This is a genomic window from Saccharomonospora sp. NB11 (assembly GCF_015910535.1).
In the GTDB taxonomy this organism is placed as follows: domain Bacteria; phylum Actinomycetota; class Actinomycetes; order Mycobacteriales; family Pseudonocardiaceae; genus Saccharomonospora.
The window spans coordinates 90,783-116,024 of record NZ_JACBJG010000012.1; the positions used below are offsets into that span (position 1 = coordinate 90,783).

General features: G+C 71.9%; 17 protein-coding genes and 1 tRNA gene. 5 read left to right on the plus strand and 13 right to left on the minus strand.

Annotated features, from left to right (window positions below; all coding sequences use genetic code 11):
- Positions 1-31: 31 nt before the first annotated feature.
- Complete coding sequence (locus tag JAV51_RS17500) at positions 32-1,537, minus strand: carboxylesterase/lipase family protein (RefSeq protein ID WP_197321828.1); 1,506 nt, start codon at positions 1,535-1,537, stop codon at positions 32-34.
- A 110-nt stretch (positions 1,538-1,647) separates the two neighbouring features.
- On the opposite strand from JAV51_RS17500, the gene JAV51_RS17505 reads away from it, so the two are divergent.
- Positions 1,648-2,274, plus strand: a complete 627-nt coding sequence (locus tag JAV51_RS17505) for a TetR/AcrR family transcriptional regulator C-terminal domain-containing protein (protein ID WP_197321829.1) — start codon at positions 1,648-1,650, stop codon at positions 2,272-2,274.
- A gap of 40 nt (positions 2,275-2,314) precedes the next feature.
- Here JAV51_RS17505 and JAV51_RS17510 read toward each other — a convergent pair whose 3' ends face one another.
- From JAV51_RS17510 to JAV51_RS17530, 5 genes are all read right to left on the minus strand, one after another.
- Positions 2,315-4,162: an endonuclease/exonuclease/phosphatase family protein gene (locus JAV51_RS17510; RefSeq protein WP_197321830.1), complete on the minus strand. Its 1,848-nt coding sequence runs from the start codon at positions 4,160-4,162 to the stop codon at positions 2,315-2,317.
- Positions 4,163-4,233: 71 nt separating this feature from the next.
- A complete protein-coding gene (locus JAV51_RS17515; protein WP_197321831.1) occupies positions 4,234-5,199 on the minus strand; it encodes a YafY family protein in 966 nt (321 codons plus the stop codon).
- Positions 5,200-5,267: 68 nt separating this feature from the next.
- Positions 5,268-6,539, minus strand: coding sequence for a hypothetical protein (locus tag JAV51_RS17520; RefSeq protein ID WP_197321832.1), 1,272 nt, complete (start codon positions 6,537-6,539; stop codon positions 5,268-5,270).
- Positions 6,536-8,398 carry a dynamin family protein gene (locus JAV51_RS17525; RefSeq protein ID WP_197321833.1) on the minus strand — a complete coding sequence of 621 codons (1,863 nt, stop codon included), beginning with the start codon at positions 8,396-8,398 and terminating at the stop codon, positions 6,536-6,538. The genes JAV51_RS17520 and JAV51_RS17525 overlap by 4 nt, the downstream gene beginning before the upstream one ends.
- A 95-nt stretch (positions 8,399-8,493) precedes the next feature.
- Positions 8,494-9,990 carry an IniB N-terminal domain-containing protein gene (locus tag JAV51_RS17530; protein WP_197321834.1) on the minus strand — a complete coding sequence of 499 codons (1,497 nt, stop codon included), beginning with the start codon at positions 9,988-9,990 and terminating at the stop codon, positions 8,494-8,496.
- A gap of 279 nt (positions 9,991-10,269) precedes the next feature.
- Here JAV51_RS17530 and JAV51_RS17535 point away from each other — a divergent pair, with 279 nt between their 5' ends.
- Positions 10,270-11,541 carry an Hsp70 family protein gene (locus tag JAV51_RS17535; RefSeq protein ID WP_197321835.1) on the plus strand — a complete coding sequence of 424 codons (1,272 nt, stop codon included), beginning with the start codon at positions 10,270-10,272 and terminating at the stop codon, positions 11,539-11,541.
- Entirely contained in the window at positions 11,541-14,051 is a 2,511-nt protein-coding gene (locus JAV51_RS17540; RefSeq protein ID WP_197321836.1) for a helix-turn-helix transcriptional regulator, read from the plus strand. The genes JAV51_RS17535 and JAV51_RS17540 overlap by 1 nt, the downstream gene beginning before the upstream one ends.
- Here the strand turns inward: JAV51_RS17540 and JAV51_RS17545 are convergent.
- From JAV51_RS17545 to JAV51_RS17560, 4 genes are all read right to left on the minus strand, one after another.
- Positions 14,041-16,746 carry a PQQ-dependent sugar dehydrogenase gene (locus JAV51_RS17545; RefSeq protein WP_197321837.1) on the minus strand — a complete coding sequence of 902 codons (2,706 nt, stop codon included), beginning with the start codon at positions 16,744-16,746 and terminating at the stop codon, positions 14,041-14,043. The genes JAV51_RS17540 and JAV51_RS17545 overlap by 11 nt on opposite strands.
- Positions 16,747-16,905: 159 nt before the next feature.
- Positions 16,906-16,993: transfer RNA gene (locus JAV51_RS17550), tRNA-Ser, on the minus strand.
- A 68-nt stretch (positions 16,994-17,061) separates the two neighbouring features.
- Positions 17,062-17,544 (minus strand): nucleoside deaminase, encoded by a 483-nt coding sequence (locus JAV51_RS17555; RefSeq protein WP_197321838.1) that lies wholly within the window; start codon positions 17,542-17,544, stop codon positions 17,062-17,064.
- The gene (locus JAV51_RS17560) at positions 17,541-18,023 is read right to left on the minus strand and encodes a tRNA adenosine deaminase-associated protein (RefSeq protein WP_197321839.1); all 483 of its coding nucleotides are present in this window, start codon (positions 18,021-18,023) and stop codon (positions 17,541-17,543) included. Before JAV51_RS17560 ends, JAV51_RS17555 begins: the two co-directional genes overlap by 4 nt.
- 72 nt (positions 18,024-18,095) lie before the next feature.
- Here JAV51_RS17560 and JAV51_RS17565 point away from each other — a divergent pair, with 72 nt between their 5' ends.
- Both JAV51_RS17565 and JAV51_RS17570 read left to right on the plus strand, forming a co-directional pair.
- Complete coding sequence (locus tag JAV51_RS17565; RefSeq protein ID WP_197321840.1) at positions 18,096-19,328, plus strand: M20 family metallopeptidase; 1,233 nt, start codon at positions 18,096-18,098, stop codon at positions 19,326-19,328.
- Positions 19,329-19,358: 30 nt separating this feature from the next.
- Positions 19,359-20,345 carry a prephenate dehydrogenase gene (locus JAV51_RS17570; protein WP_197321841.1) on the plus strand — a complete coding sequence of 329 codons (987 nt, stop codon included), beginning with the start codon at positions 19,359-19,361 and terminating at the stop codon, positions 20,343-20,345.
- A 9-nt stretch (positions 20,346-20,354) separates the two neighbouring features.
- On the opposite strand, the gene JAV51_RS17575 is transcribed toward JAV51_RS17570, so the two are convergent.
- From JAV51_RS17575 to JAV51_RS17585, 3 genes are read right to left on the minus strand one after another with little or no spacing between them, the layout of a single operon-like run.
- Positions 20,355-20,594: an antitoxin gene (locus tag JAV51_RS17575; RefSeq protein WP_197321842.1), complete on the minus strand. Its 240-nt coding sequence runs from the start codon at positions 20,592-20,594 to the stop codon at positions 20,355-20,357.
- A gap of 57 nt (positions 20,595-20,651) precedes the next feature.
- Complete coding sequence (locus JAV51_RS17580) at positions 20,652-22,610, minus strand: FUSC family protein (RefSeq protein ID WP_197321843.1); 1,959 nt, start codon at positions 22,608-22,610, stop codon at positions 20,652-20,654.
- 54 nt (positions 22,611-22,664) lie between these two features.
- Positions 22,665-25,241, minus strand: coding sequence for a CHAT domain-containing tetratricopeptide repeat protein (locus JAV51_RS17585; RefSeq protein ID WP_197321844.1), 2,577 nt, complete (start codon positions 25,239-25,241; stop codon positions 22,665-22,667).
- Position 25,242 lies beyond the last annotated feature (1 nt).

Genomic DNA, 25,242 nt, shown 5'->3' on the forward strand with positions numbered 1-25,242 from the left:
CACCGTCGTGGCCGAGTTCGCCGCGCCCTGATCAGCTCCCGCGCGCGATGTCGAGGTCCTCCCACAGCCGCCGTTCCTCCGGAGCCGGGTCCTCCACCACGCGCGACTCGCTGTCGAACCGCTGCACAGGTCGCGTGCTCAGGTCGTAGCGAGGCCAACCCGGATCGCCGTGCGTGGCGAAGGCGACCCAGGCGGTGTGCATCGCGTCGGCGAGCGCCTGCGGCGGGGCGTCACCGGTGATCGCCGAGAAGAGCGGCATGTCGAGGAGGTCGAAGACGAACGGGACCTCCAGGAAGTGACACGCCCCCAGCGCCCCACCGAACTGGGGGGAACGCCAGGCGAAGTCGTAGAGGTACGCCGACCGGCCGCGTCGGACGACGGCCTCGGCGAGGCGGTGGGCCGGCGCGCGGTAGTACCAGTCTCGTTGCAGCAGCGCCAGGACGTCGCCGGGACCGGCGTCGGGGTGGGTGGCGCGGTAGACGCTCCACGCCCGCTCGACCGGCAGCCCGTACGACCGCATGGCGGTCTCCACGTCGTCGTCACCGATCGCGTCCAGCGCACCGAACGGCACCAACGAGAGCCGTCCTTCCTCCGCGTTGCTGCCGAGGAGGACGTCGACGTCGGCCGCCACCCCCGCACGGACCGCGTCGAGGGTGGTCGACGGCAGGACGTCGCCGTCGACCGTGGGTTGCACCAGGTGCACCCTGGCACCGGGCTCGCCGCACCACCGCCGCGGGTCGGGACGTTCGGCCAGCCGCCGCTCCACCCGCTGCTGCGCGGCGAACAGCCGCTCGACGGGCACCTGCGCGAACTCCTGACGCGTCGGACCGATCCCGAGTTCGTCAGCGAGCAGACCGGCGACGTGCCGAGCGGTGTCGAGCGACTGGACCAGGTTGCCCGCACCGCTCTGCAGGGCCACGCGGCGGAACAGCCCACGTGCGGCCGGCATGGCGAGCAACGTCGCCGTGCACATCGCCCCGGCGGACTCCCCGAACACCGTGACGTTGTCCGGGTCGCCCCCGAAGGCCGCGATGTTGTCCCGGACCCATTCGAGCGCGGCCACCTGGTCGAGCAACCCCAGGTTCGCGATGCCGTCGCCCAGCGCGAGGAACCCCTCGACGCCCAGCCGGTAGTTGACGCTGACGAACACCACGCCGTCCCGAGCGAAGCGGCGTCCGTCGTAGAGGATGCTGCTGCCGCCGTCGAACCCGCCGCCGTGCACCCACACCATCACCGGTAGGCCGGCCCGACCGAGATCGGGCGAGAAGACGTTGAGGTTGAGGTAGTCGTCCCCGACGACCGTGGGATAGAAGCCCGACAGCTCCTCCGGCATCCCGAAGTCCGGTTGCGGCGCGGTCGGTCCGAACGACGTCGCCTCCCGCACGCCGTCCCAGGGCTCGGCCGGACGTGGTGGCCGTTGCCGTAGAGCCCCGACGGGCGGTTGCGCGTACGGCACGCCTCTGAAGACGTGGACGCCGTCGATCACCAGCCCTCGTACGGCACCGGCACGTGTCCTGACCACTGGATTCGCTGTCATGTCTCCCCCACACCGCGTCACGGGACGCCGCGGTGCCCCCCGCCCCGCGGCGTCATTGCGCCGACCATCGTATTCTTACATCGTAAGTTTGGCCAGAACGGGGAGGGACCGTGACAGCGAAGCGGGGACGCGGACATCGCGTTGGTCTCACGCGCGAGGACGTCCTGCACGCCGCCGTTCGGCTGGCCGACGACGAGGGAGTCACGGCCGTGTCGATGCGCCGGGTGGCCTCGGAACTCGGCGTCGAGGCGATGACGCTGTACCACCACGTGGCAGGCAAGGACGCCTTGCTCGACGGCATGGTCGAGGAGGTGCTTCGTTCAGCCAGGTCACCGCAGCCTTCCGACGACTGGCAGGCGGTGCTGCGGGAGTACGCGCGAACACTGCGAGAGGCTCTGCTGACCCATCCCGCGCTGATCTCGCTCGTCGCCACGCGGCCTGCTCTCACCACCAGGAACCAGGACCTCGTTGAGGCCGTGCTCACCGCGCTGTGCTCCCACGGCTTCGAGCCGAAGGCCGCCCTGGACGTGCTGCACTCGCTCGCCGGGTTCGTCGTCGGACACGTCGTCCTCGACACGGCGACCCCGGACACCGACGGGTCCGACGTGGACGCCTCGACGCACCCGTTGCTGCACGAGGCGATGAGCTCAGGGAGACGGACGGCGCGGTTCGACGCGGCGCTCGACGCGTTGGTGACCGGCTTCCAGGCGACACTGGCTCGCCAGCCCGGCCGGTGATCGACGTGGGCGGTGCCGGTCGAGGCACCGCCCACGCACGCTACCTGGGGATGAACCGCACGATCTGCGGGTCGTGGTCGCTCGCCTGGTCGGCGAACTCGGCGTTGACGTGCACGACGTCGTAGTCGACCCGGTGCGGGCCGGAGGAGACCAGGATGTGGTCGAGCACCTGCGAGTTGCCCTCGTAGACGTAGCTGTAGCGCTCGGAAGGCGGCAGCGTGTCGACGAGCGAGCGCAGCGCCCCTCCCCGGGTCAGCTCCCGCACGGTCGGCGAGAACGGGAAGTCGTTGAGATCGCCCGCCACGACGACGTTCGCCCTGCGGTCGACCGCGAGCAGCTCGTCCACGAACTCCCGCACGAGCGCCGCCTGCCGGACGCGCTGGTCCTCCGACGGCCGAGCCGGAGGCTGGAAGCGCCCGCGCACCGGCTGATCCCCGCCCTTGGAGGCGAAGTGGTTGGCCACCACGAACACGGTCCGCCCGCGGAAGACGAACTCGCCCACCAGCGGCTTCCGGCTCTCCATCCAGGCGTCGTCGCCGGGTTCGATCCGGCCGGGAGACACGGACAACCGCGCCCCGCCACGCTCGCGCTCGACCCGCACCGCGGTGGTGGCGTCCCCGCCCTCGCGGTCGACGAACTGCACGCGCTCGGGGTTGAAGAGGAAGCCCACGCGGATGTTGCCGCCGGGCTGACCGCCGTCCGCGAGGTCCTCCGGGTCGATCTGCCGCCACTCGTACCGCGGCCCACCGGCGGCCACGATCGCCTCGGTGAAGCGACGCAACGTCTGGTCGGCGGACACCACGCCGTCACCGACCCCCTCGGGGCCGTTGTCGTCCTGGATCTCCTCCAGCGCGACGACGTCGGGTGTCGACAGGTTGTGAACGATGCCCTCGGCGAGGCGGGCGAACTTCTCCTCGCTGTCCACAGCGGACAAATTTTCGACGTTGTAGGTCGCCACGGCCAACTCGCCGGGCTTCTGGGGACGCGTGACCTCGCGTTCCAGCCCGTTGTCCTTCACCTCGCCGAGCACGGTCGCCATGAGCGTGTACCCGCCGTAGGAGTCGTACTCCACCGGCCCGGACGTGACCCCGGCGAGGGTGTCGCCCGTGTTCGCCGTCGGGAACGGCCGCTCCGAGAACGGGATCAACGACTCGATCTTGAGCAGACCCGTGTTGGGACGGTCGTAGTCGAGGTACACCGTCCCGCCCCGCGCGCTGGGGTTCTGCTCGGGCTTGGTCGTCACGTACAGCTCGTCGTAGGCGGTGCTGGGCCCGACCAGCCGCACGTCCGACACGGAGACCAGCTCGCCCTCGTGCGCCTCCCAGAAGTCGAGGGCGTACGTCTCGGGGCGCAGGGGCTCGTGCTCGATCGACCCGCCGGGCGTGGCCGTGAGCAACTCGGGGATCGTGTCCGGCCCGATCTCCAGCGCCTTCGGCAGTTCTGCGCCGCGTGCGGTGACCGTCCAGTCGGCGTCCACGAGTTCTGTGGTGGACTGCGCGGCGGTCGTCGCGGGGTCGTCGGGGTAGTACTCGGTCACGGTGCCGTCGACGGTGACGACGTCACCCGGCTCGACGTCGGGGGTCTGCGAGCCGGTGAAGACGAACAGGCCCTCGCTCGTGCGCGGGTCGTCGTCGGGGTGGGGGTCCTGGATCCAGAACCCACGGCTCGAACCGAAGGCGCGGGTGGCCGTCACCACGGCCGACACGCTCACGCGCTCGCCCACCAGGGGCGAGATGCGCGTGGTGCCCTGAATCTCGTGGATGCGGGTGGGCGTGGCGGTGACGGTGTGCTCGGGGTCGGCCACCGCTCCGGGCGCGACGAGCACGCCCAGAGTCGCCACGAGGGCGGTGCTGCCCGCGATCCTCGCTGTGCGTTGGGAAGACTTCACCGGCGCATCCTTACCCATTCGGGTGAACGGGGAGAAGCCGCCCTTCGTCGGGGATGTCCCGGCGAACTGTGTCACGGCGCACTCGACGCCTCATCCGGCGACGCCGCCCGCAGCGCGCGTCGTCCCACCTCACGCACCTGGTCGAGCAGTTCCGGGGGTTCATGGACCCGGAACTCGTGCCCGAGCGACAGGAGTCGCACCGCGAGCCACTCCGCCGTGTCCGCGTGGCAGCGCACCAGGCACCGGCGTTCGTCGAGCGGTTCGACGTCGCCGAGTCCCGCGTCGATCTCGGTCGCGGGCGCGAACACGGTCACCACCGCCTCGTGGGTGGGTCCGAGTCGGGACAACGCGTCGGCGACGACGCTCGCCGCGTCGTCGGCAGGCAACCGCCTCGGTGCCGCCCGAGCCCCGGTCGCGAACGGCTCGGCGATCCGATCTGCCCGGAACGTGCGCCAGTCGTCGCGGTCGAGGTCGAAGGCGACCAGGTACCAGCACCGTCCCAGTGGCACGAGCCGGTGCGGTTCGACGTGCCGTCGCGAGCGCTCCCCACCGCGCGAGCGGTAGGCGAACCGGAGCCGCTCGGTGTTGCCGATCGCCGCCGCCACGACCGTGAGCACCGTCGGGTCCACCATGGACTCACCGAGCTCCGGGCCAGGCTCGACGGCACTGTGCACCGCCGTCACCCGGTACCGCAGCCGCGACGGCAACACCTGCTCCACCTTCGTCAGGGCCCGCAGAGCGGCCTCTCCCAACCCGGTCACGGCGTGTGCCGTGGCGTTGCGCAGCCCCACCGCGACCGCCACGGCTTCCTCGTCGTCCAGCGACAGCGGCGGCAAGGCGGCACCTGCCACCAACCGATACCCGCCCTCGGCGCCTCGTGACGCCACGACCGGATACCCCAGCTCCCGCAGTCGTTCCACGTCGCGGCGCACCGTGCGACGGCTGACTCCCAACCGGCGCGCCAGCTCGCCGCCCGGCCACTCGCGCGCGGTCTGCAACAGCGACAGCAGGCGCAACAAGCGCGTCGGTGTGGTCATGCCGCCCAGAGTGCCCGACGAAGCGGACAGCGGCCGACCGCCTCGCCCCACCGCCGCGCTCTCAGGAGTCAGCCGAGCGCGCCGGTGGCGAGGGCCTCACACGTCCGGACCACGGTCGCGGCCGCCTGCCGCTGCGTCGAGGAGAGCACCGGGTTCTCCACGTACGAGCGCCACATCCGCAACACTCCCGCCGCGGTCCGCCGTACCACCGGCTCCACCGGCTCGGGCGCGGTCAACGCCAACCTCGTCCGCGGTGCCTCGCCGTACCCTCCGACGAGCCGAGCCGCCTCCTCACCGAGGTCGCCGGGCAGGACCACGCGGCCCGTGCGCAACGCGGCGAACAAGCGCAGCTCGGCGAGTTCGTGTGCCCCGGTGAGCGTGCGTTCGAGCTCTGCCACCAGCGGCGCGGCGGACGGCCGCGGCTCTCTGCGCATCATCACGTCGAGCCCCAGCAACGCCGACCGCGCCTTCAACACGGCTGCGCGGTCGGTGAAGTATCCCGACACGGCCTCGCCGAGGGCGTCGAGGCCGCTGCGCTTCGCCAGTTCCGCGCACAACCCCTGGGGAGTGCGGACCCCACGGCGGATCGCCGTCGTGGCCACCCGGACCCCGAACAACCCGAGCCGCGAGAGCAGCTCAGCGCGCTGCGGGTCCGCGCCGAACCGGTCGGCCGACAACAGCAGCGGTTCGAGTTCCGCCTCCGGTACGGCAGCCAGGGCGGCGAGCAGCTCGAAATCGTCGGGACGCAGGGTCCGCGCCGCCCGCGCACACAGTCCCGCCACCGCGACGACGTCCTGGCACGACTCGGCGAGCCGCCCCTCCCGTGCCCGACGTCGCGCCACCTGCCGCGCCGAGTCGACCGCGTCGAGGCGACCTCCACCCACTTCGTCGGCCCTGGCCAACACCGCGAGCGCGTGCACGGGCGGGAGTTTCGGCGAGGGCTGTTCGTGCAGCGCACGCAGCAACTCCGCGTCGGTGTCGTGCTGAGTCACGAGGTAGAGCACCGCGTCGGCCTCCGCGCCGATCGACTCGGACAGCGCGGTGACGGAGTCGTGCCGCGTCAACGACGTGTCGAGCACCAGCAACTCCGGCCACGGGTGACGCGCCGGAATGTGCCGCCACGACATCGGCGGGTGCGGCGGCACGCCGTAGTCCGCGTCGCCCGTCAACGCCGACACGAGCGTCGAGACCCCCGAGCCCGCCGTGCCCGCGACGGCCATGCGTACCGGCTCCCCGAGCCGCACCAGGTGCTTGCGCACCCAACTCGACGCCCTCGGGTTGTCGGCGTACACCTCCTGCGCGCGGTTGAGCAGCGACCATGCTCGATCGGCCAACGTCATGCGGTGAGCCCCCGCGGGACCGCGCGCGGCGCCAGCGCCTCCGCCCGCCTGCGCAGCAGTTCCAACTCGTCGATCCGCCGCGCCACCTCACGCATCGCCGTGCCCCGCTCCGCGGCCTCGGCGTCGATGACCTGCTTGACCCGCGCCGCCGCCTCGCTGATCTCCGTGCGCAACTCCTGCGCCACGGCGGCACACCGGTCGCGCAGTTCCCGGTGGATCAGGCGCACCGTGTCCTTGCTCTCCTTGCCGTAGGCCAAAAAGAAGTCGTCCACGTAGCGGTGCGCGGCGGTGCGGGCCGCGGACTGCCTGCGCTTGAGCCGCGTTCCCCGCTCCTCGAAGACGCTCTTCGCGCCGAACGCCACCCCGGCCCCGATGGAGATCGGATTGATCAGGTCCATCCCGGCCAACGTGGTGGCGAGGCCGAACATCAACAATCCGCTGTACGAGCCGCGCATCCCGACGAAGAGCTTCTGCCCGAGGGAGAACCTCTCGATGTTCGGTCCTTTCAACTCGGCGATCTCCTCGACGGGCAACGACGGCAGGACGTCCTCGGGGGCGAACGCGTCGGGACGGTGGACGGCGATCGCCCCCGTTAGCTTGCGGGTGATCCACTCGAAGCGGTCGAGCAACCAGCCCGAGTTCGCCTCGGCTGCGGCCGTCAGGTTCTCGCGAAGCCACTCCTCGAACTCCGGCCAGTCCTTCGCGGGATCGGCCACCTCGAAGTACTCGTCCGCCTCCCGCAGGATGCGCCGCGTTCGATCGCGCAAGTCGTAGTCGAGATCGGCGGTGAGGTCGGCGACCTCGTCGGACAACATGGTCTGCCAACGCGCCGACTCCCGCTGCAGCCGTTCGAGCTGGGTGCTCGCGGCGCGGTACCGGGCGAACAGCTCACCGTCGCCGCTGCGTTGCAGCTCCGCGAGCCGGTCCCGCAACGGGCGTGCGATCCGCTCGGCGGCCAGGCCGGCGAGCAGGCCCGCGCAGCGCCGACGCAGGACGTCCGCGTTGCCCATGAGTTCGTGGTGCAGGTACGAGACGAGCGCGGGATAGCCGGACTCGTCGTTCAGTCCGGTGTCGTTCGTCCTCGCCGCGATCAGCCGCAACGCCGACGACACCGGGAACACCGTGACCGGAAGCCCCTGCTGCCGCAGACGGTCGCGGGTCCGCTCCACGACCCGCCGCCATCCGGGGACGAGGTCGGTCTTCGTGAGCACGACCGCCACGGTCGGACACACCGAGAGAACGCTGTCGAGCACCTCCAGCTCGGCCGCGGAGAGCTCGCGGGTCGCGTCGGTGGTCAGCAGCACCGCGTCGGCGCTCGGCAACGCGGCGAGAGCGGCACGCGCGTGTTCGTCGGCGCCGGTTCCGTACGGCGGTGTGTCGATCAACGTCAGGCCCGTCTCCAGCAGGGCCCGGGGCAACCCCACCTCCACTCGCGCCACGTCGCGGCGCCCGTTGGCGAGCGTGGTGGCCGACTCGACCGACACCACCGTCCGGTCGGCGCTCTCCAACGCGGGAGCACCGTGGCCGACACCGTCCGACACGAGTCCGCCGTCACCGGCCTCGACGAGTGGCACCGGACTGCCCGGCACCAGCGAGGCCACCGGTTCCGAGGCGTAGGAGATCACGGTGGGCACGGTGGTGGTGACGTCGGCACCGACCTCGCACACGGTCGTACCGAGCAGTCCGTTGAGGAGCTGGCTCTTGCCCTGCCCTCGCGCACCGAGCACCACGACGCGGATCTTCGGTCCGGCCAGCTCGGCACGGCGGGCACGCAGCCGCGCAACGAGGTCGTTGCGGTCGTGCGCGGCACACGAACGGATCGCCTCGTCCAGGACGTCGAGCCACGGGGAAGCCTTCATCGATCGGACAGTGTGCCTCCTTCACGCGACGCAGTACAGGCCGGACTCGTAATATCACCGAGCCCGGCCTGTTATCAGGTTGAGATCACTCAGAGTCAGTGCCCGAGGTCCACATCGTCCAGTCCGGAGCCACGGGAGAGCAGATCTTCACCCTGGTCGGCAATGCCGCCGAGCGGGCTGTCACTGACGGTGTCGGCGACCTGGTCGACACCGCCGCTCATCGGCTCCGCAGCGCGGGTCACGTCGCCGATGGTGTCGGCGTCGACGCTGTCGGACTCGGGCATCGGGTTCAACACGGGCAGGTCGGGCATCTCCGCCTTCGGGCCCGGGATGTCGAAACCGAGCTGCTCAGGCAGCGTGTTGAGGTCGCGGTGCAGGTCCGAGGCCAGGTCGTAGACCGGCTGCCCCAGCTCCGGCAGGTTCGTGTCGAGGTCGATCACCTGGATCGGCTCGTCGAGGTCCAGACCGACGTCGCGGGGCTGCGCCAGCACCTCGTCGTCCACACTGGTCGCGTCGGCCGCGACGGCGTCGTCGTTCTCCGGGGCGACCGCGCGCGTGTCGCGCGGAACGTCGGTGGGCAGGTCGACCGGCAGTTCGGCGGCCAGCTCCTCCGTCGCCGCGCGGACGGTGCCCGGCAACGCGGCCCCACCGGAGGTCACGTAGGTCGCCACCGTGCTGGCGGCGGCCTCGCTGCCCCGGGTCAGCGTGTCGGCGTCGAGCGTGTCGACCAGGTCCCCCTTGGTCGTGATCTCGGGAAGGCTGAGGCTGGTCTCGTCGGTGACCTCCACGCCGTACGTGCCGAACGGCGTCTCGACCGTGCCACCGGCGGCGTAACCGTCCTCGGTCAGGATCGCGAGCCCGTCACCCGACACGATGTCGCCACGCAGACCCGCGCTGCCGACGACACTGTCCTCGGCCACGTCACCGAACACACCCGCGTCGAGCTGGTCGGTGCTCACCCCACCGAGGCCCGCGACGCCGTCGGCGTTGGCGTCCAGCATCCCGTGCGCGGTACCCACGGCACTGTCCACGGACGCCATCCCGCCCGAGTTCTCCAGACCGACGCCACCCACGCCCGACGCCCTGCCGACCAGGCTGTCGGTGTAGGTGCCGAAGTTCAGACCGTGCTCGTCGAGCTGCCCCGCCGTCTCACCGACGACGGCCTCGTTGTCGTAGCGCAGCACGCCGGTCACCTCGTCGAGCGTGGCGCTTCCCCCCGCGGTCACACCGCCCACGAGGGAGTCGAGACCGGTGGACTCCGGCAGGTCGGCCCGCGGCGCCTGCCCCTGTTCCTGCGCCACACCCCGAAGTTGGGCCAGGACGTCACCGAGCCCGTTCACCACGTCGTCCTCCGGTTCGGCGCCGACCTGGTCCATCACCAGCGGCACCACGTCCTGGACGTCCTGCGGCGTGATGCCGCCGAGTCCGGCGACGTCGAGCATGCCCACCGGGTCCTGCGCGAAGGCTGCACGGGCGGTGGCGTCGTTGAGCAGGTTCGCCACGAAGTCGTGCAGCGTCTGCTCGTGGGTGACACCTGCGGGCTCCGAGACGGTCACGTCGTACTCGGCCTCTGCCTCGCCCTGTGCGTTCATCAAGGGTCTTCTCCTTCGTCCGAAGCTGACATCCGTGTCGCCGCGCGCGACGGCCCGGCCGACGCTAGGTCGCCGCATTCCAAGGGGCATCGGGGAGAAGACCGGGTTCTTCACCACCGTTCCGTGACCACCCGTTAGGGGGTTAGGGGATGCCGAACGGCCTAATCGGGGGGTGTCATACGGAGGAATGACTTTGGTACGAAAGGACCCACCCGCGGCGGCCCGTCCCACCCGGACGCCCGCCGACCGAAGTCCCGAGTCGGGAGGAACTCGCCGTTCATGCGCTATGTCCTGGGGATCCACCTCGGCGCCACCCGTGTGAGCGCGGCGGTCTCCCGCTACCGCCGAGGTCACTGGCATCCGCCCGAGGTGATCCCCCTGGGGACGTCCACCCGATGGGCGGACGCGGTGCTGCACGTGTCGGGCAGGGGCGACCTGCTCGTGGGACAAGCGGCGTTGCGACACGTGGCGAGCGAGCCCGAGCGCGTGGCACGAGCTCCCCTGCACCGGACCGGCGATCCCGTGCCCTTCGTCCTGGGAGAGACGTCCTACCCGGCGGAGACGCTCGCCGCCGGCATGATCGGCTGGGTCGCCGACCGGGTCGCCGAGGCAGAGGCATCCCACGCCGAACGCATCGTCGTGACCCATCCGCCGAGCTGGTCGGCCTACCGCCGGGGCCTGCTGCACAAGGCCCTCGACGCGGCGGAGCTGCCGGGCGTGCTGGCCCTGCCGAGTCCCATCGCCGCCGCCGAGTGTCACCTGGGCCGTCCGGACGCGGCGGACGTCGAACCGGGGCGGCTGCTCGCGGTGTGCGCCATCGGCGGCGTGCACGTGGAGACGGCGCTGCTGCGCCGGACTCCCCGCGGGGTCGAACTGCTCGCCCACGCCGAGTCGTCGGAGCACGAGGCGGGCTGCCACCTCGACGACCTGGTGGTGCGGCACGTGCTCGAACGCGCCGACGTCGACACGGGCGACCCGAACGCCATGGGGCGGCTTCGGTCCGCCGCCACGGCCGCGAAGGAACGGCTCTCCACGACCACGGACGTCCTCGTCACCGACACCGTGTCGCTGGGCAGACAGGAGTTCGAGCAACTGGCCGCACCGGTGCTGCGGTCGGCGGTCCGGCGGCTGCGCCGACTCCTGCTGCACGTGCCCGAGGGGCAGCTGGCCGCGGCGATCCTCGTCGGGGGCAGTGCCAACATCCCGCTCGCCGCCAGGCTCGCGCGCGCCGAGCTGCCGTGTCCGGTGGTCGTCGCCGACGATCCCGGCACCGCATTGAGTCGGGGCGCTGCTCTGGCCGCACGTCCCCGACCGCACCCGAGGCCCGGCAACTCCCCGAAGCCGCCCGCTCCCGCCGCCGCACCGGCGCGCGGCACGGCGCTCGTTCCCGGCCTCGACGACCTGCCGGCACGCTCCGGCGAACCGCCCGAGTCCCCGGAACCACCACCCCATCGACCACCCGTCGAGATCACTCCGTTGCAGCCGCCGCGCCGCCGGTTCTCCCGTGCGCGCCGAGGCGGCTCGTCACGAGCCCGAGACGAGGATCGCTGATGCCCTCAACCCACGTCGCCTCGCCGGAGCGGCCGAGCGCCCTCCGAACGTCCACACGCGACGATCCGTTGCTCGACGAACCGACCCGGGAACTGTGCACGGCGGTCGCCGACGGCACGCTCGCTCCCGCGCGCCTCGCCGTCATCGCACCCGGCGGGCACGGCAAGACCGCCGTACTGGGCCACCTCGCCCGACGCTGCGAGAGCCGAGGGAGGTCGGTGGCCTGGTACGGCCAGCAGGATGTCGAGGGCGCGGACCTCGTCCTCGTCGACGACGCCCATCGCCTCGACGACGCAGCTCTGGGCGACCTGTGCGAGAAGGCGGTCGACGAGGTGACCGACCTCGTGATCGCGGCACGACCGTGGCCGCGTCCGGCCGCGCTGACCACGCTGCTCTCCCGGCTCCGGGGACAGGTCGTGCTGCGCCCGCTCGACGCCCGTCGGGTCGCCGCGTTGCTGGGGCGCGACCGCGCCGAGCTGGCCGAGCTCGTGCGAGCCCAGACCCTCGGCGTCCCGGGATTCGTGGTGCGGCTCGCCGCCGCCCTCGCCGCCGTCGGGGCGAACAAGGGCGGCACCGCCGACGCCACGGCCGATGGCACCGGCCTCCCGCCCGCCGTGTTCACCGAGTTCCGGGCCGACCTCGACCGTCTGTCACCGCAGACGCTGACGTTGTTGTTGGCGGCCACCTCGGGAGCCGGTCTCGACGTGGACCTGCTCGCCGGGCTGCTCGACACCGACCACGACGGTGTCGCCCGCACCGTCGCCGCGGCGAGGGCGTGCGGGCTGCTGACTCACGACGGCGCTCCTGTGCCGGTGGTGGCACGTGCCGTGCGGGTGCTGGTTCCGGAGGAACGACGACTCGCGGTGTCCCACCGGTTGGTCCGCATCCAGCTCGACCGCCGAGGCCCCGTGCTCGACCTCGTCCGGCCGTTGTTGGGCAGCGATTCGAGCGGCGCGGAGCTGGCGAAGGCGTTCGAGGCCGCCGCCGACGAGGCCACCGAACGCGATCCCCGGCTCGCGGCGACGCTGTACGAGGCGGCCACGCGCGCGGGCCGGGCGACCACCGCCGTCGGAAGTCGGTGGGCCGAGGCGGCGGCCCGTGCAGGCGAGCTGGACGCCGCCCTCCGGTTGGCCGACGCCGTGATCGCCTCGCCCGACGCCGACGGTCGCGCCGAGGCCGCCCGCACGGCGGCCACCGCGTTCGTCCACAAAGGCCAACTCGACCGCGCGCGGGAACTGTATCGCTGGTCGGGCACCCGACTCTCGCGACTGCACTCCGCTCTCGTGTCGGTGCAGCAGGGAACGCTGGCGGACGCGGAGTCGGTGCTGAGCGAGCGGAACACCGACGAGCCACCGACGTTGGCGACCGCGGCGACCGCCACCCTGGTCCGTGGTGTGGTCGAGTCGGTGACCGCGGGACCGACCACCGCCCTGTCCACGTTGTCCGACGCCGCGGAGACGCTCGACCCCGTGGGCGACACGCTGTTTCTGCCCGACACCCCGGCCGCCGTGGGAGCTCTCGTGGGCATGCAGTGCGGTGAACTGCCCCTCGCGGAGGCGTTGCTCGACCACGCCGTGAACACCGGCGGCGGGGGCCGCACGACGCGGACCCGCCATCTGCTGTTGGCGGCGTGGATCCGCATGCTGCGAGGTGATCTGGACGCGGCGACGCACGCCTTGCCCTCGGTCGGCACCGAGCTGTCGACACGCGACTGGCTGTTCGCGGTGGCGCTGCGGGCGGGTCTCGCGCGCAGGACCGGCGATCCGACCGCGCTGCGCGACCTCTGGGCCGACGTCCGGGAGGCGTTGCCGCGGCTGCGCATCGACTTGTTCACGATCCTCCCCTTCACGGAACTCGGTGTCGCCGCGGCGCGCATCGGGGAACGTGACCGCCTCGCCCACCACCTCCAGCGAGCGCGCGCTCTGCTCGCCGCGCTGGGCGACCCGCCGCTGTGGTCGGCGACGCTGCACTGGAACGGACTGCACGAGGCCGTCGTCTCCGACCGCCCCGACGAGGCCGCCGAACACGCCCGCGCGCTGGGGGAGTTCGCCGACCACAGCGACTACCACCGCGCGCTCGCCGAGGCCGCCACGTGCTGGGTCGACGCGATGGGGAACACGGTCGACGCCGACCGCGTCGACTCGGCCGCGCGTGCCCTGCACGCGGCGGGGCTCTGCTGGGACGCCGCCCGACTCGCCGGTCAGGCCGCCATCCGCACCACCGACCGCTCCGCCATGGTGAGCCTGCTCGAAAGCGCTCGGGCGATGCAGGGCACGGTGACGACGAGCACCGCGCAACCGACGCCACGGTCCGACACCGACGTCCTCAGCGAACGGGAACGGCAGGTGGCCGAGCTGGTCGTCGCGGGACTGACCTACCGCCAGGTCGGTGATCGACTGTTCATCTCCGCCAAGACCGTCGAACACCACGTGGCCCGCATGCGTCAGCGGTTGGGTGCCTCCAGCCGTGCCGAACTGCTCGCCGAGCTGCGGGCGCTGGTCACGACCTAGCGGGTCGGGCGACCACGGTGTCGTCGGCGGCCCGCCACACGAGCGACCCGCCCTGGAAATCGCTGCGCCGTCCACCCTCGACGGCGTACTCGCTCGTCACCGGGTAACCGAGGTACGACCGCTCCCAGCCCAGTTCCGCCCAGCGGCGGCGGATCGCGCCGTACACGGCGTGCGCTCCGGTCCGCGGCGTCCAGTACACCGAGCCGCCCTTGCTGAAGTGGTTGTAGCGCCCGATCCCGTCGGGCGTGCGCAGCTCGTCGGTGGTCGGGTAGCCCAGTCGACCCCGCTCCCAGCCCATCGCGGCCCAGCGCTTGCGCACCTCGCCCCAGATGGCATGGGCCCCGGTCTCCGGTGTCCAGTAGATCGACGCCGTCCGGGTGTAGGGCGTGCCGAGGAAGTGGTTGAACCGACCCTCGCCGTCCGGGGTCACGGTCTGGTCGGTGGTGGGCGGCCCGAACCGTTCGTGCCCGCCCAGTTCGACGTACTTCTCGGCGATGGGTCCGTGCACCTCGTGTGTGCCCGTGCGGGCCGACCAGTACAGCCGGCCTCGGGCGTGATCGCGGTAGTACGTCCCGCCGTCGATCACCACCGGACCCGTCGGCGGGCCCAGCACCTCCCGCAGTTCCGGTTCCTCGTCATAGCGCTGCTCCACCGGTGTCGCGTAGACGGCGTTCAGCGTGGCGTCCTCGTCGGGCATCGTGATCGTGCGCGTGCGCTCCGACACCCCGTCGTCCCAGTGCGAGAAGACCGAGAGGCCGTCCGCCGCGACCCGTTGCGCGGTGACGCCCACCGTGGCGCCCGCCGTGACCATCGCCGTCCCGCCGGCCCCGTTCGACGTGTCGCCGTCGCCCTCACTGGTGATCTCCACGGCGGCGGGCACGTTGCTCGACAACCTCAGCCGATGCTCGCGAGGCAGCGCCTCGTAGGTGTGGGTCGCGGACACGCCCGCGCTGTCGGTGGCGGTGGCCGTCAGTTCCATGTGGGAGTCGGGGTGGTCGGTGAACGCGACGCTGAAGCGCATCCCCTCGCCGGTCTCCGTGGGATGGGCGTGACACGTCTGCCGTTCCGGGCAGTGCACCACCGTGGCTTGCCAGCGCACGTCGAGCATCCCGTCCTCCTTGTCGGTGGCGAGCACGCTCACCGTCACCGGCTCCCCGACCGCGTACGCGTGGTCGTCCCGTTGCTCGGCACGCAGCACGGGCGTGTGGTTGCCGGGGACGACGCTCACCTCCGCACTGCCCTGGGCTCCCGCGGGGTCGGTGACCGTCAGGGTGGCGGTGAAGCGTTCCGCCTCGTCGCCGTAGGTGTGCTCGACGTGGGCGCCCTCGGCGGTGCTGTCGTCGCCGAAGTCCCAGGTGTAGGTCAGGGTGTCGCCGTCGAAGTCGAACGAGTCGGAGCCGTCGAAGGACACCGTGCGGGTCTCGGGGTCGGTGTCCATCGCGATGCGGGCGACGGGAGCCTGGTTGCCCGCCGCGTAGACGAGCCGCTTGAGCTTGCCCGACTCGATGTCGGCGAACACGATGTCGCCGTTGGCCGCCGTGTCGAACTTGACCGGCCGCCCCACGTGCGTGCCCATCGGCGGGCTCTGCGGCTCCTGCGTCAGCCTGCCCCGGTGGTCGTATCGCAACGTCCACAGCTTCCGGTGGGTGTAGTCGCCGAAGAAGTACGCGCCCCGGTACTGCTCCGGGTACGCCGATCCCGTGTAGACCACGCCGCCGGTGACGCTGTTGGCGTTGTCGACTCCCTTGCCATGCCGGAACGTCACGAGCGGTGCCGTGTTCGGTGCCTGCTCGCACTCGGGGAAGTCGCGGTACCCGGTGGTGCGCTCGTTGCCCTCCCAGCAGGGCCAGCCGTAGTCGCGGCCCGGCTGCACGACGTTGATCTCCTCCCAGCGGTTCCACCCCACCTCGCCGAGCACGGGCAGCCCGGTGCGGGGGTCGAGCGACATCCGGAACGGGCTGCGGAAGCCGCTGGCGAAGATCTTGCTGCGGGCGGAGTGGGGCGCGTCGGGGTCGTAGAAGGGGTTGCTCGGGACACCCGCGCCGTCGGCGGTGAGGTGCAGGATCTTGCCCTGCAAGGCGTGCGGCTTCTGTGCGCGCAGGGCAAGACGGTCGGTCTCCGTGTAGCTCGCGACGTCACCGATGGAGACCCAGATGGTGCCGTCGTCGTCGGCGACGATGCCGGTGATGCCGTGCACGTTGGCGTCGCCGGGCAGCCGCACCAGTTCCGTCTCGCCGGTCAATCCCGTCGGCTCGGCCTCGCCGGTGACCTCCCAGCGGGCGAGCGTGAGGTCGTAGGCGCCGCCACCCGTCGGCACCGACCGCGCGAGGTAGATGTGCCGGGAGACCTCGTAGTCGGCCGCGACGGCGAGCCCCACGAGCCCCATGTCCTGTTGCGACTCCACCGCGAGAGTGCGCAGGGTCCGCGACCGGCCGTCGGTGGACACCCACGCGACCGTGCCGGTCTTGCCGATGCTGAGCACGCTGCCGTCGGGCAGGTAGGCGAAGTCGGTCAGGTTGCCCGGCGCCTGCCCGCTGGGCAGCTCCTTGAGCGAGAAACCTTCAGGAAGGTGCGGCTGCTCCGCTCGCGCGGTGCTGCCCTCCAGCATCCCGATCGCGGTGAGGCCGACGACCAGAACGGTGGCGGTGACGACGGCGACCAGACGCGCGAACAGACGGTCTCCAAGAGAGCACATACCGTCACCTTCGACGGCCCTCGTGTGCTGGTTTCAGCGGACACGCCGTTCGGGTCGCCTCCGACCCTGGTCAGGTGATGACGTCCACCCGTCCGGGCCGCACACGGCACGAAAACGGAGGAAGCCGGGCGACCCGATTCGGGGTCGCCCGGCTTCTCGTGGCGGTAGCGGTGGGATTTGAACCCACGGACGGTTGCCCGTCACACGATTTCGAGTCGTGCTCCTTCGGCCGCTCGGACACGCTACCGCTGAAAACAATACTGCATGCCCCGACGCTGATCGCCGACGGGTCCGCAACACCGATCTTCGGCCTGGTCAGCGGCGTTCCGAGGCCGTTCGGTGGCCGGAGAAGAAGTCGTCCAGCAACGCCGAGCACTCCTGCTCCAACACCCCACCCAGCACCTCGGGACGGTGATTGAGCCTGCGGTCGCGGACGACGTCCCACAACGACCCCACGGCTCCCGTCCTGGGCTCCCACGCGCCGAACACGACCCGTGCCACGCGCGCGAGCACGAGCGCTCCCGCGCACATCGTGCAGGGCTCCACCGTGACGGCGAGCGTGCATCCCTCCAACCGCCACCCGTCACCGTGCACGCGGGCCGCCTCCCGCAGCGCCAGCACCTCCGCGTGCGCGGTGGGGTCGCCCAGCGCCTCCCTTGCGTTGTGGGCACCGGCCAGCAGCCTGCCGTCGGGTGCGAACACCGCGGCGCCGATGGGGACGTCGGCCGTGTCACGAGCGCGCTCGGCGAAGTCGAGGGCCACCCGCACGGCGTCGAGGTCCGCGGGCCCGGCGATCACAGTTCGTCGAGCAGGGTCGCGAACTGGTCGGCGAACCCGCAGCGTTGCGCGATCATCTGCAGCTGCTCGTCGGGGTAGAGCTCGACCTCGTTGACGATGACCTCCAGTTCCGCCTTCGGCATCCCGAGGTCGGCGAGGATCTCCAGATCGCCCGCGGGCCACACCACGTCGTCATCGTCATCGGGCGCCTCGGCCCTGAGCAGGTCGAGCACGTCGGCGGCGATGTCGTAGTCCAGTGCCGCCGCCGCATCGGAGAGCAGCAACGACACCCCGCTCGGAGTCGGCCGGACGACCACGAAGAACTCGTCGTCCACTGCCAACAGCCCGAACACCGCCCCGGTCGACCGGAGCTTCCGCAACTCGGTGATGGTGGTGTCCAACTCGGTCAGCGCCGTGTCGGCCAGCCGGTCGCAACGCCAACGACCGTCCTCACGCACCACGGCCACTGCGAATCCCGTGACCGGCCCTTCCAGCGCCATACGACCACCGTATACCGCGACGGCCCGACGCAAGCGACGAACGACGTCGGGCGCACGTGTCACTATCGGAGCATGACCGGACCGACGGACCTGCCCTCCCTGCCCGACGCCCGCTTCGCGGGACTGCTCGACGAGGCGAAAGCCCTCCAAGCGAGCACCGTCGCCCTGCGACGCACGATCCACCGCCGTCCCGAACTCGGCCTTCAGCTCCCCGAGACCCAGCAGGCGGTGCTGGATGCGCTCGACGGGCTGCCCATCGAGACCACCCTGGGCACCACGACCACGTCCGTGACCGGCGTGCTGCGGGGTTCGCAGCCCGGCCCGGCCGTGTTGCTGCGCGCCGACATGGACGCGCTGCCGATGCCGGAGGACACCGGCCTGGAGTTCGCGTCCGAGGTCCCGAACGCGATGCACGCCTGCGGCCACGACACCCACGTGGCGATGCTCGTGGGAGCCGCTCGCCTGCTGTCCGAGCACGTCGACGAGCTGGCCGGGTCGGTGGTCTTCATGTTCCAGCCCGGCGAGGAGGGACACCACGGTGCCCGCCACATGATCCACGAGGGCGTGCTCGACGCCGGCGGCACGCGGGTGGCGAACGCCTTCGCGATCCACACGTTCGCCAATCTGCCCACCGGCGTCATTGCGACGCGGTCCGGCCCGGTGCTGGCGTCGGCCGACAGCTTCTCCGTCCGCGTCGTGGGCAAGGGCGGACACGGCTCCATGCCGCACTCGGCCGTCGACCCCATCCCGGCGGCTGCCGAGATCGTCACGGCGCTGCAGACCCGCGTGACCCGCAGCGTGGACGTGTTCGACCCCGCGGTCGTCACCGTCACCCGCATCGCGGGCGGCACGACGGACAACGTCATCCCCGAGACCGCCGAGCTGGAGGGCACCATCCGCACGTTGTCCGAACGCACCCGCGCGCACCTGCGCACCGAGGTGCCTCGGGTGGCGGAGCAGATCGGTGAGGCACACGGCTGCCGCGTCCTCGCCGACGTTGTGCCGGGTTTCCCCGTCACCGCCGCCGACGAGACCGAGACCCAACGTGTGCTCGACCTCGCCGCCGAGGTGCTCGGCGCCGAACGCTCCCAGCGCATGGCCAACCCGATCATGGGCGCGGAGGACTTCTCGTACGTGCTGCAGCGGGTTCCGGGCGCGTTCGCGTTCCTCGGTGCCTGCCCGCCCGGCGTCGACCCGGCCGAGGCGGCACCCAACCACTCCAACCGCGTGGTCTACGACGAGGACGCACTCGCCTACGGCGTCGCGATGTACGCCGCCTACGCACTCGACAGCCTGCGCCGGTGACGGTGAACCGATCGGGCAGGATGTGCTGCCATGAACACCGTGCGTGACGTGTGTGTGATCGGGCTGGGCCTGCTCGGCGGCTCGGTTCTGCGAGCGGCGGTCGCCTCGGGCCGCAAGGCCTGGGGAGCGTCGACGTCCGTCGCCGACGCCGAGGCCGCCACCGCCGACGGCTTCGACGCGCGGGGCGGCGACGGTGCGGTCGCCGACGCGTTGAGCCGGGCCGCCGCCACCGACGCCGTCGTGGTGCTCGCCGTCCCGCTCACCGCCGTCCGCTCGGTGCTCACGCGAATCGAGCAGCACGCGCCGGGCTGTCTGGTGACCGACGTGACCAGCGTGAAGGCCCCGGTCCACGACGCGGCGCGGGCGGTGGCCCCGTCGGTGACGTTCGTCGGTGGGCACCCGATGGCGGGGACGGCCGAGTCGGGCTGGCGCGCCTCGACGCCGACGCTGTTCGACGGTGCCGCCTGGGTGACCACCCTCGACGGCAGCACGGACCTGTCGGCGTGGCGGGAGGTGGCCACGCTCGCTCTCGATCTCGGGGCACGGGTCGTTCCACTCGACGCCGACACCCACGACGAGACGGTGGCCCGGATCTCGCACGTCGGACATCTGCTGGCCGCGGTGCTCGCGTCGGTCGGCGCGGCCGGAGGGCCGGTCGCCGCTTCGCTCGCCGCCGGGTCCTTCGCCGACGGCACCCGAGTGGCCGGTACCCGGCCTGAACTCGTCCAGGCCATGACCGAGGGCAACCGTGACGCCCTGCTCCCGGTCGTCGACGAGGTGCTGGGCGCGCTCGGAGCAGCGCGGGGGTCACTCGCCTCCACGGGCGGACTCGCCGCCACGATCCGGTCCGGGCACGACGCGCTCCGTCGGATGGCGGAGCAGCGCGACGCGCCCACCACCCCGGTGCGAGTGCGACTCGACGCACCCGACGCACCCGAGGCGTTGCTCTCGATCGGCCACCGTGGCGGCCACGTCACCGGTTTCGATGGTGACGTGGCCCTGGCCGACGTGCCCTGACGCGGCGGGTCAGGGCTGCGGGCGCGGAGGCGGCGGCTGACCGCCCGCCTGCCCCGTGTCGTCGCCACCGGCGTTGCGGTGCAGGAACTTCTTCGCCTTCTCCGTGGCGTTGTCGATCTTGCTCGACTGTTTGCCGAATCGGGACTTGGCCATTCCGCTCGCCTTGTCCAAGCCCTGCTCGATCTTGTCGCTGTTCTTCGTCAACGCGTCCTGAGCCTTGTGCTTCAGCTCGTTGAAGTTGATGCCCATACGACCAATGGACCAGGCTCTGGCTCGTCCCGCAACGCGAGCGCCGCGCTGCCCGACTCACCGCACGTGCCGGAACGTGTGCGGGTCCGGCCCCGCCACCGCGTCGACGGCGTTCGTGAGCTGCGTGCGGACGTCGGCCAGCACCTCGCCTCCCGGCAGCTCCACTTCGGGTGCCTCGATCCCGGTTCGCACGGCAAGCGCGATTTCCGCGAGCGCCGCACGGACCTTGCGCACCTCGCTCTCCTCGGGCGGTTCCGCGGCCTGCTGGTCGATCGCCACGCCGACCGCCGTGACGGCGTCGGTGAGCTGCTCCAACGCCACGATCGCGGGCCACCACGCGACCGCCTGCCGACCTGCCGCCGACGGCTCCACCACGATCTGTTGGAACGCCGTCCGCAGGTTCGACAGCTCGCGATAGCACTTCCGACGTCGCCGCGACCGGGCGTTGCGGGCATCCTCGTCCGCCATCGGTCGCAGCGCGTACTCGGCGTACTCGGAGATCGCCTCGGCCGCGTCGGCGAGGTTGCCCCCCAGCGCGGGTCTGCGGCTGCCCGGCCAGAGCACGTAGCCGAACACGAGCACCAGCACGCACCCGACTGCGGTGTCGATCACGCGCACGGATGCCACCCCGTAGTCGCCCGAGGACAACGCCATCTGCACCAGGATCACCGGCGTCACGAAGGCACTCAGCAGGCCGTAGTGCCGCCCCTTGCCGATCGCGACGCCCATCCCGAACACCGCGACCACCACCGCCAGCAGGGCACCGTGAGGCACCAGCGACAACGCGAGGGTGCCGATCCCGGCGCCCACCACGGTGCCCAACCCACGCAACACGGCCCTGCCGAACACCGAGCCGAAGTCGGGTTTGAGCACCAGACCGACGGTCAGCGTGATCCAGTACGACCGGTCGGTGGGCAGGACGAACCGCACGACCTCCGCCACCGCCACGCACACCGTGAGTCGCACCGCGGCGAGCCACACCAACGGCCCCGACGCGAGCGTCTTCACCCACTCGACGACCCGGTCGGCGGCCGACGTCTTCGTCCGGCGCAGGCGTTCCTCCTCCGTGCCGATGTCGTGGAGCGCCTGGTAAAGCGCGGCGACGGCGGGTGCCTGTTCGGGCCGTGGTTCCTCCCGCAGCGGAGGCACGCGCGGCAGGGGCGTGTCGGACAGCACCGCGGTCGCGAGGTCCGTGCAGTGCGCGATGAGAGCACGGGGCGGCCGGACCCCCGAGTTCACGGCCGCCACCGTCGCCTCGATGGCCGGAGTGGTGGCGGTGAGCAGGTTGAGCAGCTTGCGGTAGGTGTCGTCGCGCCCCGGCAGCCACGACCGGGCGGCGAGCAGTCGGTCGTAGGCGGTGTTCAGCGCCTTGGTGAGCTGGTGCCGCGCCTCCAGCGCCGTCTCGTCGTCGTCCGCGGCGACGGCCGACAACATCGTGGCGAGTTCGAGGTAGACCTGGGCGACCGCGCGCCGTTCCGGGCTGGTGGCCCGCACCGTCCAGCCCGCGAGCGCCACGAAGAGTCCCCACCCCGCCCCGACGCAGAACAGCGACAACGACAACCACGGCGACGCCGCGTCCGTCACCAGCCCCGAGCCGAGCACGGTGAAGACGAACAATTGCAGCGCCGCCGTCGACGCGTTGCTCCCCGCATCGCTGATCAGCGCCGACACGGCGGCGACGACGATCACGACCGACACCGACACCACGGTGTCGTCTCCACTCACGATCCCCAGGCCGAAACCCACGACGGCCGCGCTCAACGCCCCGACGAGCCGGACGGCGCGAGCCCGGTACGTGTCCGTGGTGTCCGCGGTGATCGACGGCAGCGCCCCGGTGGACGCCAGCGCGCCGTAACCGATGTTGCCGAGCAGATAGCCCACCAGGATGGGCGCCGAGAGGACGACCGCGGCGCGCAGCAACTGGTTCCACCGGATCGGGTCCAGGGGCACGCGCAGCAGATGCACGATCCACCGTGGGGTGGCGCTGCGGCGGCCGGTCGCGTCCACGACGACCATCTTGACGCACGGCCCCCGTCGTGGCTGGCTACTGCGAGACCGGCGAATCGCCCGTCAGCCCGCGCCGAGGCAGAGGAACGGGCGACGGAACGGATCCACCGCCGTCGCCTCGGCCAGGGCCACGGCGGGCGAACGTCCCGCCGCGAGCCGGGTGTGGAGGTCCGTCATCGCCTCCGCGGAGGCGTGGTCGCCGACCCGCGCGACCGCGCCGACCACCGTGCGACACCCGCTGGCCAGCAACGCCCCCGCGAAGCCGAGCGCCTCCTCACCGGGCCGGATGTGGCTCAACGCCAGTTCGCAGGCGGCCAGCACGACCTGGTCGGGCGGGTTCGGCAGGCGCGCGGCCTCGTGCGCGAACAGGGGCCCGTCCACCAGCTCCAGCCGGGAGAACAGCGCGTTCGCCGGTTCGTGGGCTCCGTGGGCCACGAGATGGGCCAGCCCGGAACCGTCGAGTGCCTCCAGCACCGCGTCGCTGGTCGCCTTCTCGCCGTCCACGAGGCGCGCCGTCGGATACACCGAGGTCAGCTTGCCGACCTCGCCCACCGCGCCCGGCACTCCCGGGCCGCCCACCAGCACCACCGGTTCGGGCTTCGGTCGACTCGCGGCGCCGAGCCACGCCGTGGCCGACGGCGCCACCGACAGCGGCCGTCCCCGCAGGCTCGGCAGTGCGCCCCACGGCAGGGCGTGCAAGGACCCCGTCGGAATGATCACCAGTTCGCGGTCGGCGACGAGCCGTCCGAGTGGGGCGAGCAGCATGTCGTCCAGCCGGGCCGCCCGGCGTCGCGCCGACGACAACACGGCTGCCGCGAGCGGCGCGGGCAGGTGGTCGGGAGCGAGTGCGTCGAGGTCGGCCCGCAACTGGTGGGTCAGCTCCACCGCATCGCCCAGGACACCCAGTCGCACGAGCGCGAATCGGCCGTCCCGCACCACCACCGCGGCGAGGGTGTCGGCATGGCCGACGAAACTGACCATGACCCGCTCGCCGAGCGCGTCGGCGACCTGGTCGGGAGACGCGACGGGCCGAGGCCGCCCCCACTGACTCGTGTACCACCCGAGCCGGCTCGCCTCCCGCTGCAACCACGCGTAGCGATTCTCCAGCGCGGTCACCGGCTTGCCCGCGAGGCGGTTCTGCTGCACCGAACGCTGCACGTGCCGCATCTCCGCGAGGTGCTTGGCCAACACGGGGTCGTCGATCGCGGGCATCGGCTCGTAGCGGTACGCCTGAGCACGGGTTCGTTCCTGCCAGGCGAACAGCCGCCGGGCCCCGTTCTGTCCCGACGCGCTCTCCAACACCAGTCCGACCGCGAGCGTGCCCAGTTCCTGTCCGTGTACGGCGGTACCGCAGAGCAGGTCGAGCCCACCCATCCGATCACGCGCCCGACCCAACTCCGCCAGCCCGGCCCTGGCCTGCGCCAACGCGGACCGACGACTGCCCGTGGCCACCGCGAGTTCCGCCCGGCACAGCCGCAGCAGCATGCGGTGGTCCACCGGCGTCGTACGGCGTGGCTTCGGCACGCTGTCGAGCAACGCGGTGGCCTCGTCCAGTTCCCCCCGCCTCAGCAGCAGGCGCACGGCGAGCAGGCGGGCAGCCGCCGTCTCGTCGCGCAGCCCGAGTTCGGCCAGTCGCTGGGACACCTCCACCAGCGCCGAGGGCAGTCGGGCAGGCGGCAGTCTGCCCTCCTCCAGCACTTCGGTCGCGTCCGCTCGGAGCCGTGCGAGGGCGGCCACCTCCGCCCACGGAAGGTTGCCTCGCCTCAGGAACCGGCGACGCGCCGACACCGCGAGGCGTCGGGCGGCGTCGAACTGCCCCTCCAGCAACGCGGCGGCAGCCCTCGCGACCTCCGCCTCGGCGAGGTCCTGGATCACCTGGTTGCGGCGCAGCTCGGGCAGTGCCTCGTCCAGGTGGCGTGCCGCCTCCGTGGCCAGCCCCGCGACGAGCAGCGCACGCGCCTGGTCGAGGCGGACCCTGGCCACCCAGCCCGGTGCCGCGTCCTCCAGGATGCGCACCGCCTCGTCGTAGTGGCGCAACGCGCCCGGGATGTCCCCGGTGAGCTGCGCCAGGTCGCCCAGCCCGTGCCGAGCCTTGCCCTCGATCCTCCTCAACCGATGCTCGGAGGCCAGGCGGATGGCCCGGTGGAAGTCCTGCGCCGCCGCGTCGACGGCACCGGTCTCGGCGTGGATCTGCGCCCGGTTGGTCAGGGTGCGTGCCAGCAGCAGACCGTCGTCGTGCCGGAGGTCCTCCAACGCGGGAATGATCGCGTCGAACAACGCGACCGACTCCGACGCCCGTCCCACCCGGAACAGCAACAACGCGCGCTGCCCGGTGATCACGGCGTCGAGCTCACGCCGCAACGGCCCCTCCGGGAGCTGTTCCAGCTCGGCCCTCGCCCGCTTCAAGCCACGGAAGCCGTCGGCCGTCGAACCGACCTCCGACGTGGCGAGAGCCAGGCTGATCCGCACCCGGATACGCGCGGCGACCCAGTCCGTCGTCTCCCGGCCCGACGCCTCGATCAGTCGCAGGGCCTTGCGCAGCAGGCGAATGGCCTCGACGTTGTGTGCGCTCGCCGCCGCGTTGTTCGCCCGACGTTGCAGTGCGAGAACGGCGGAGAGCCGCGCGGTGTGAGAAGACACG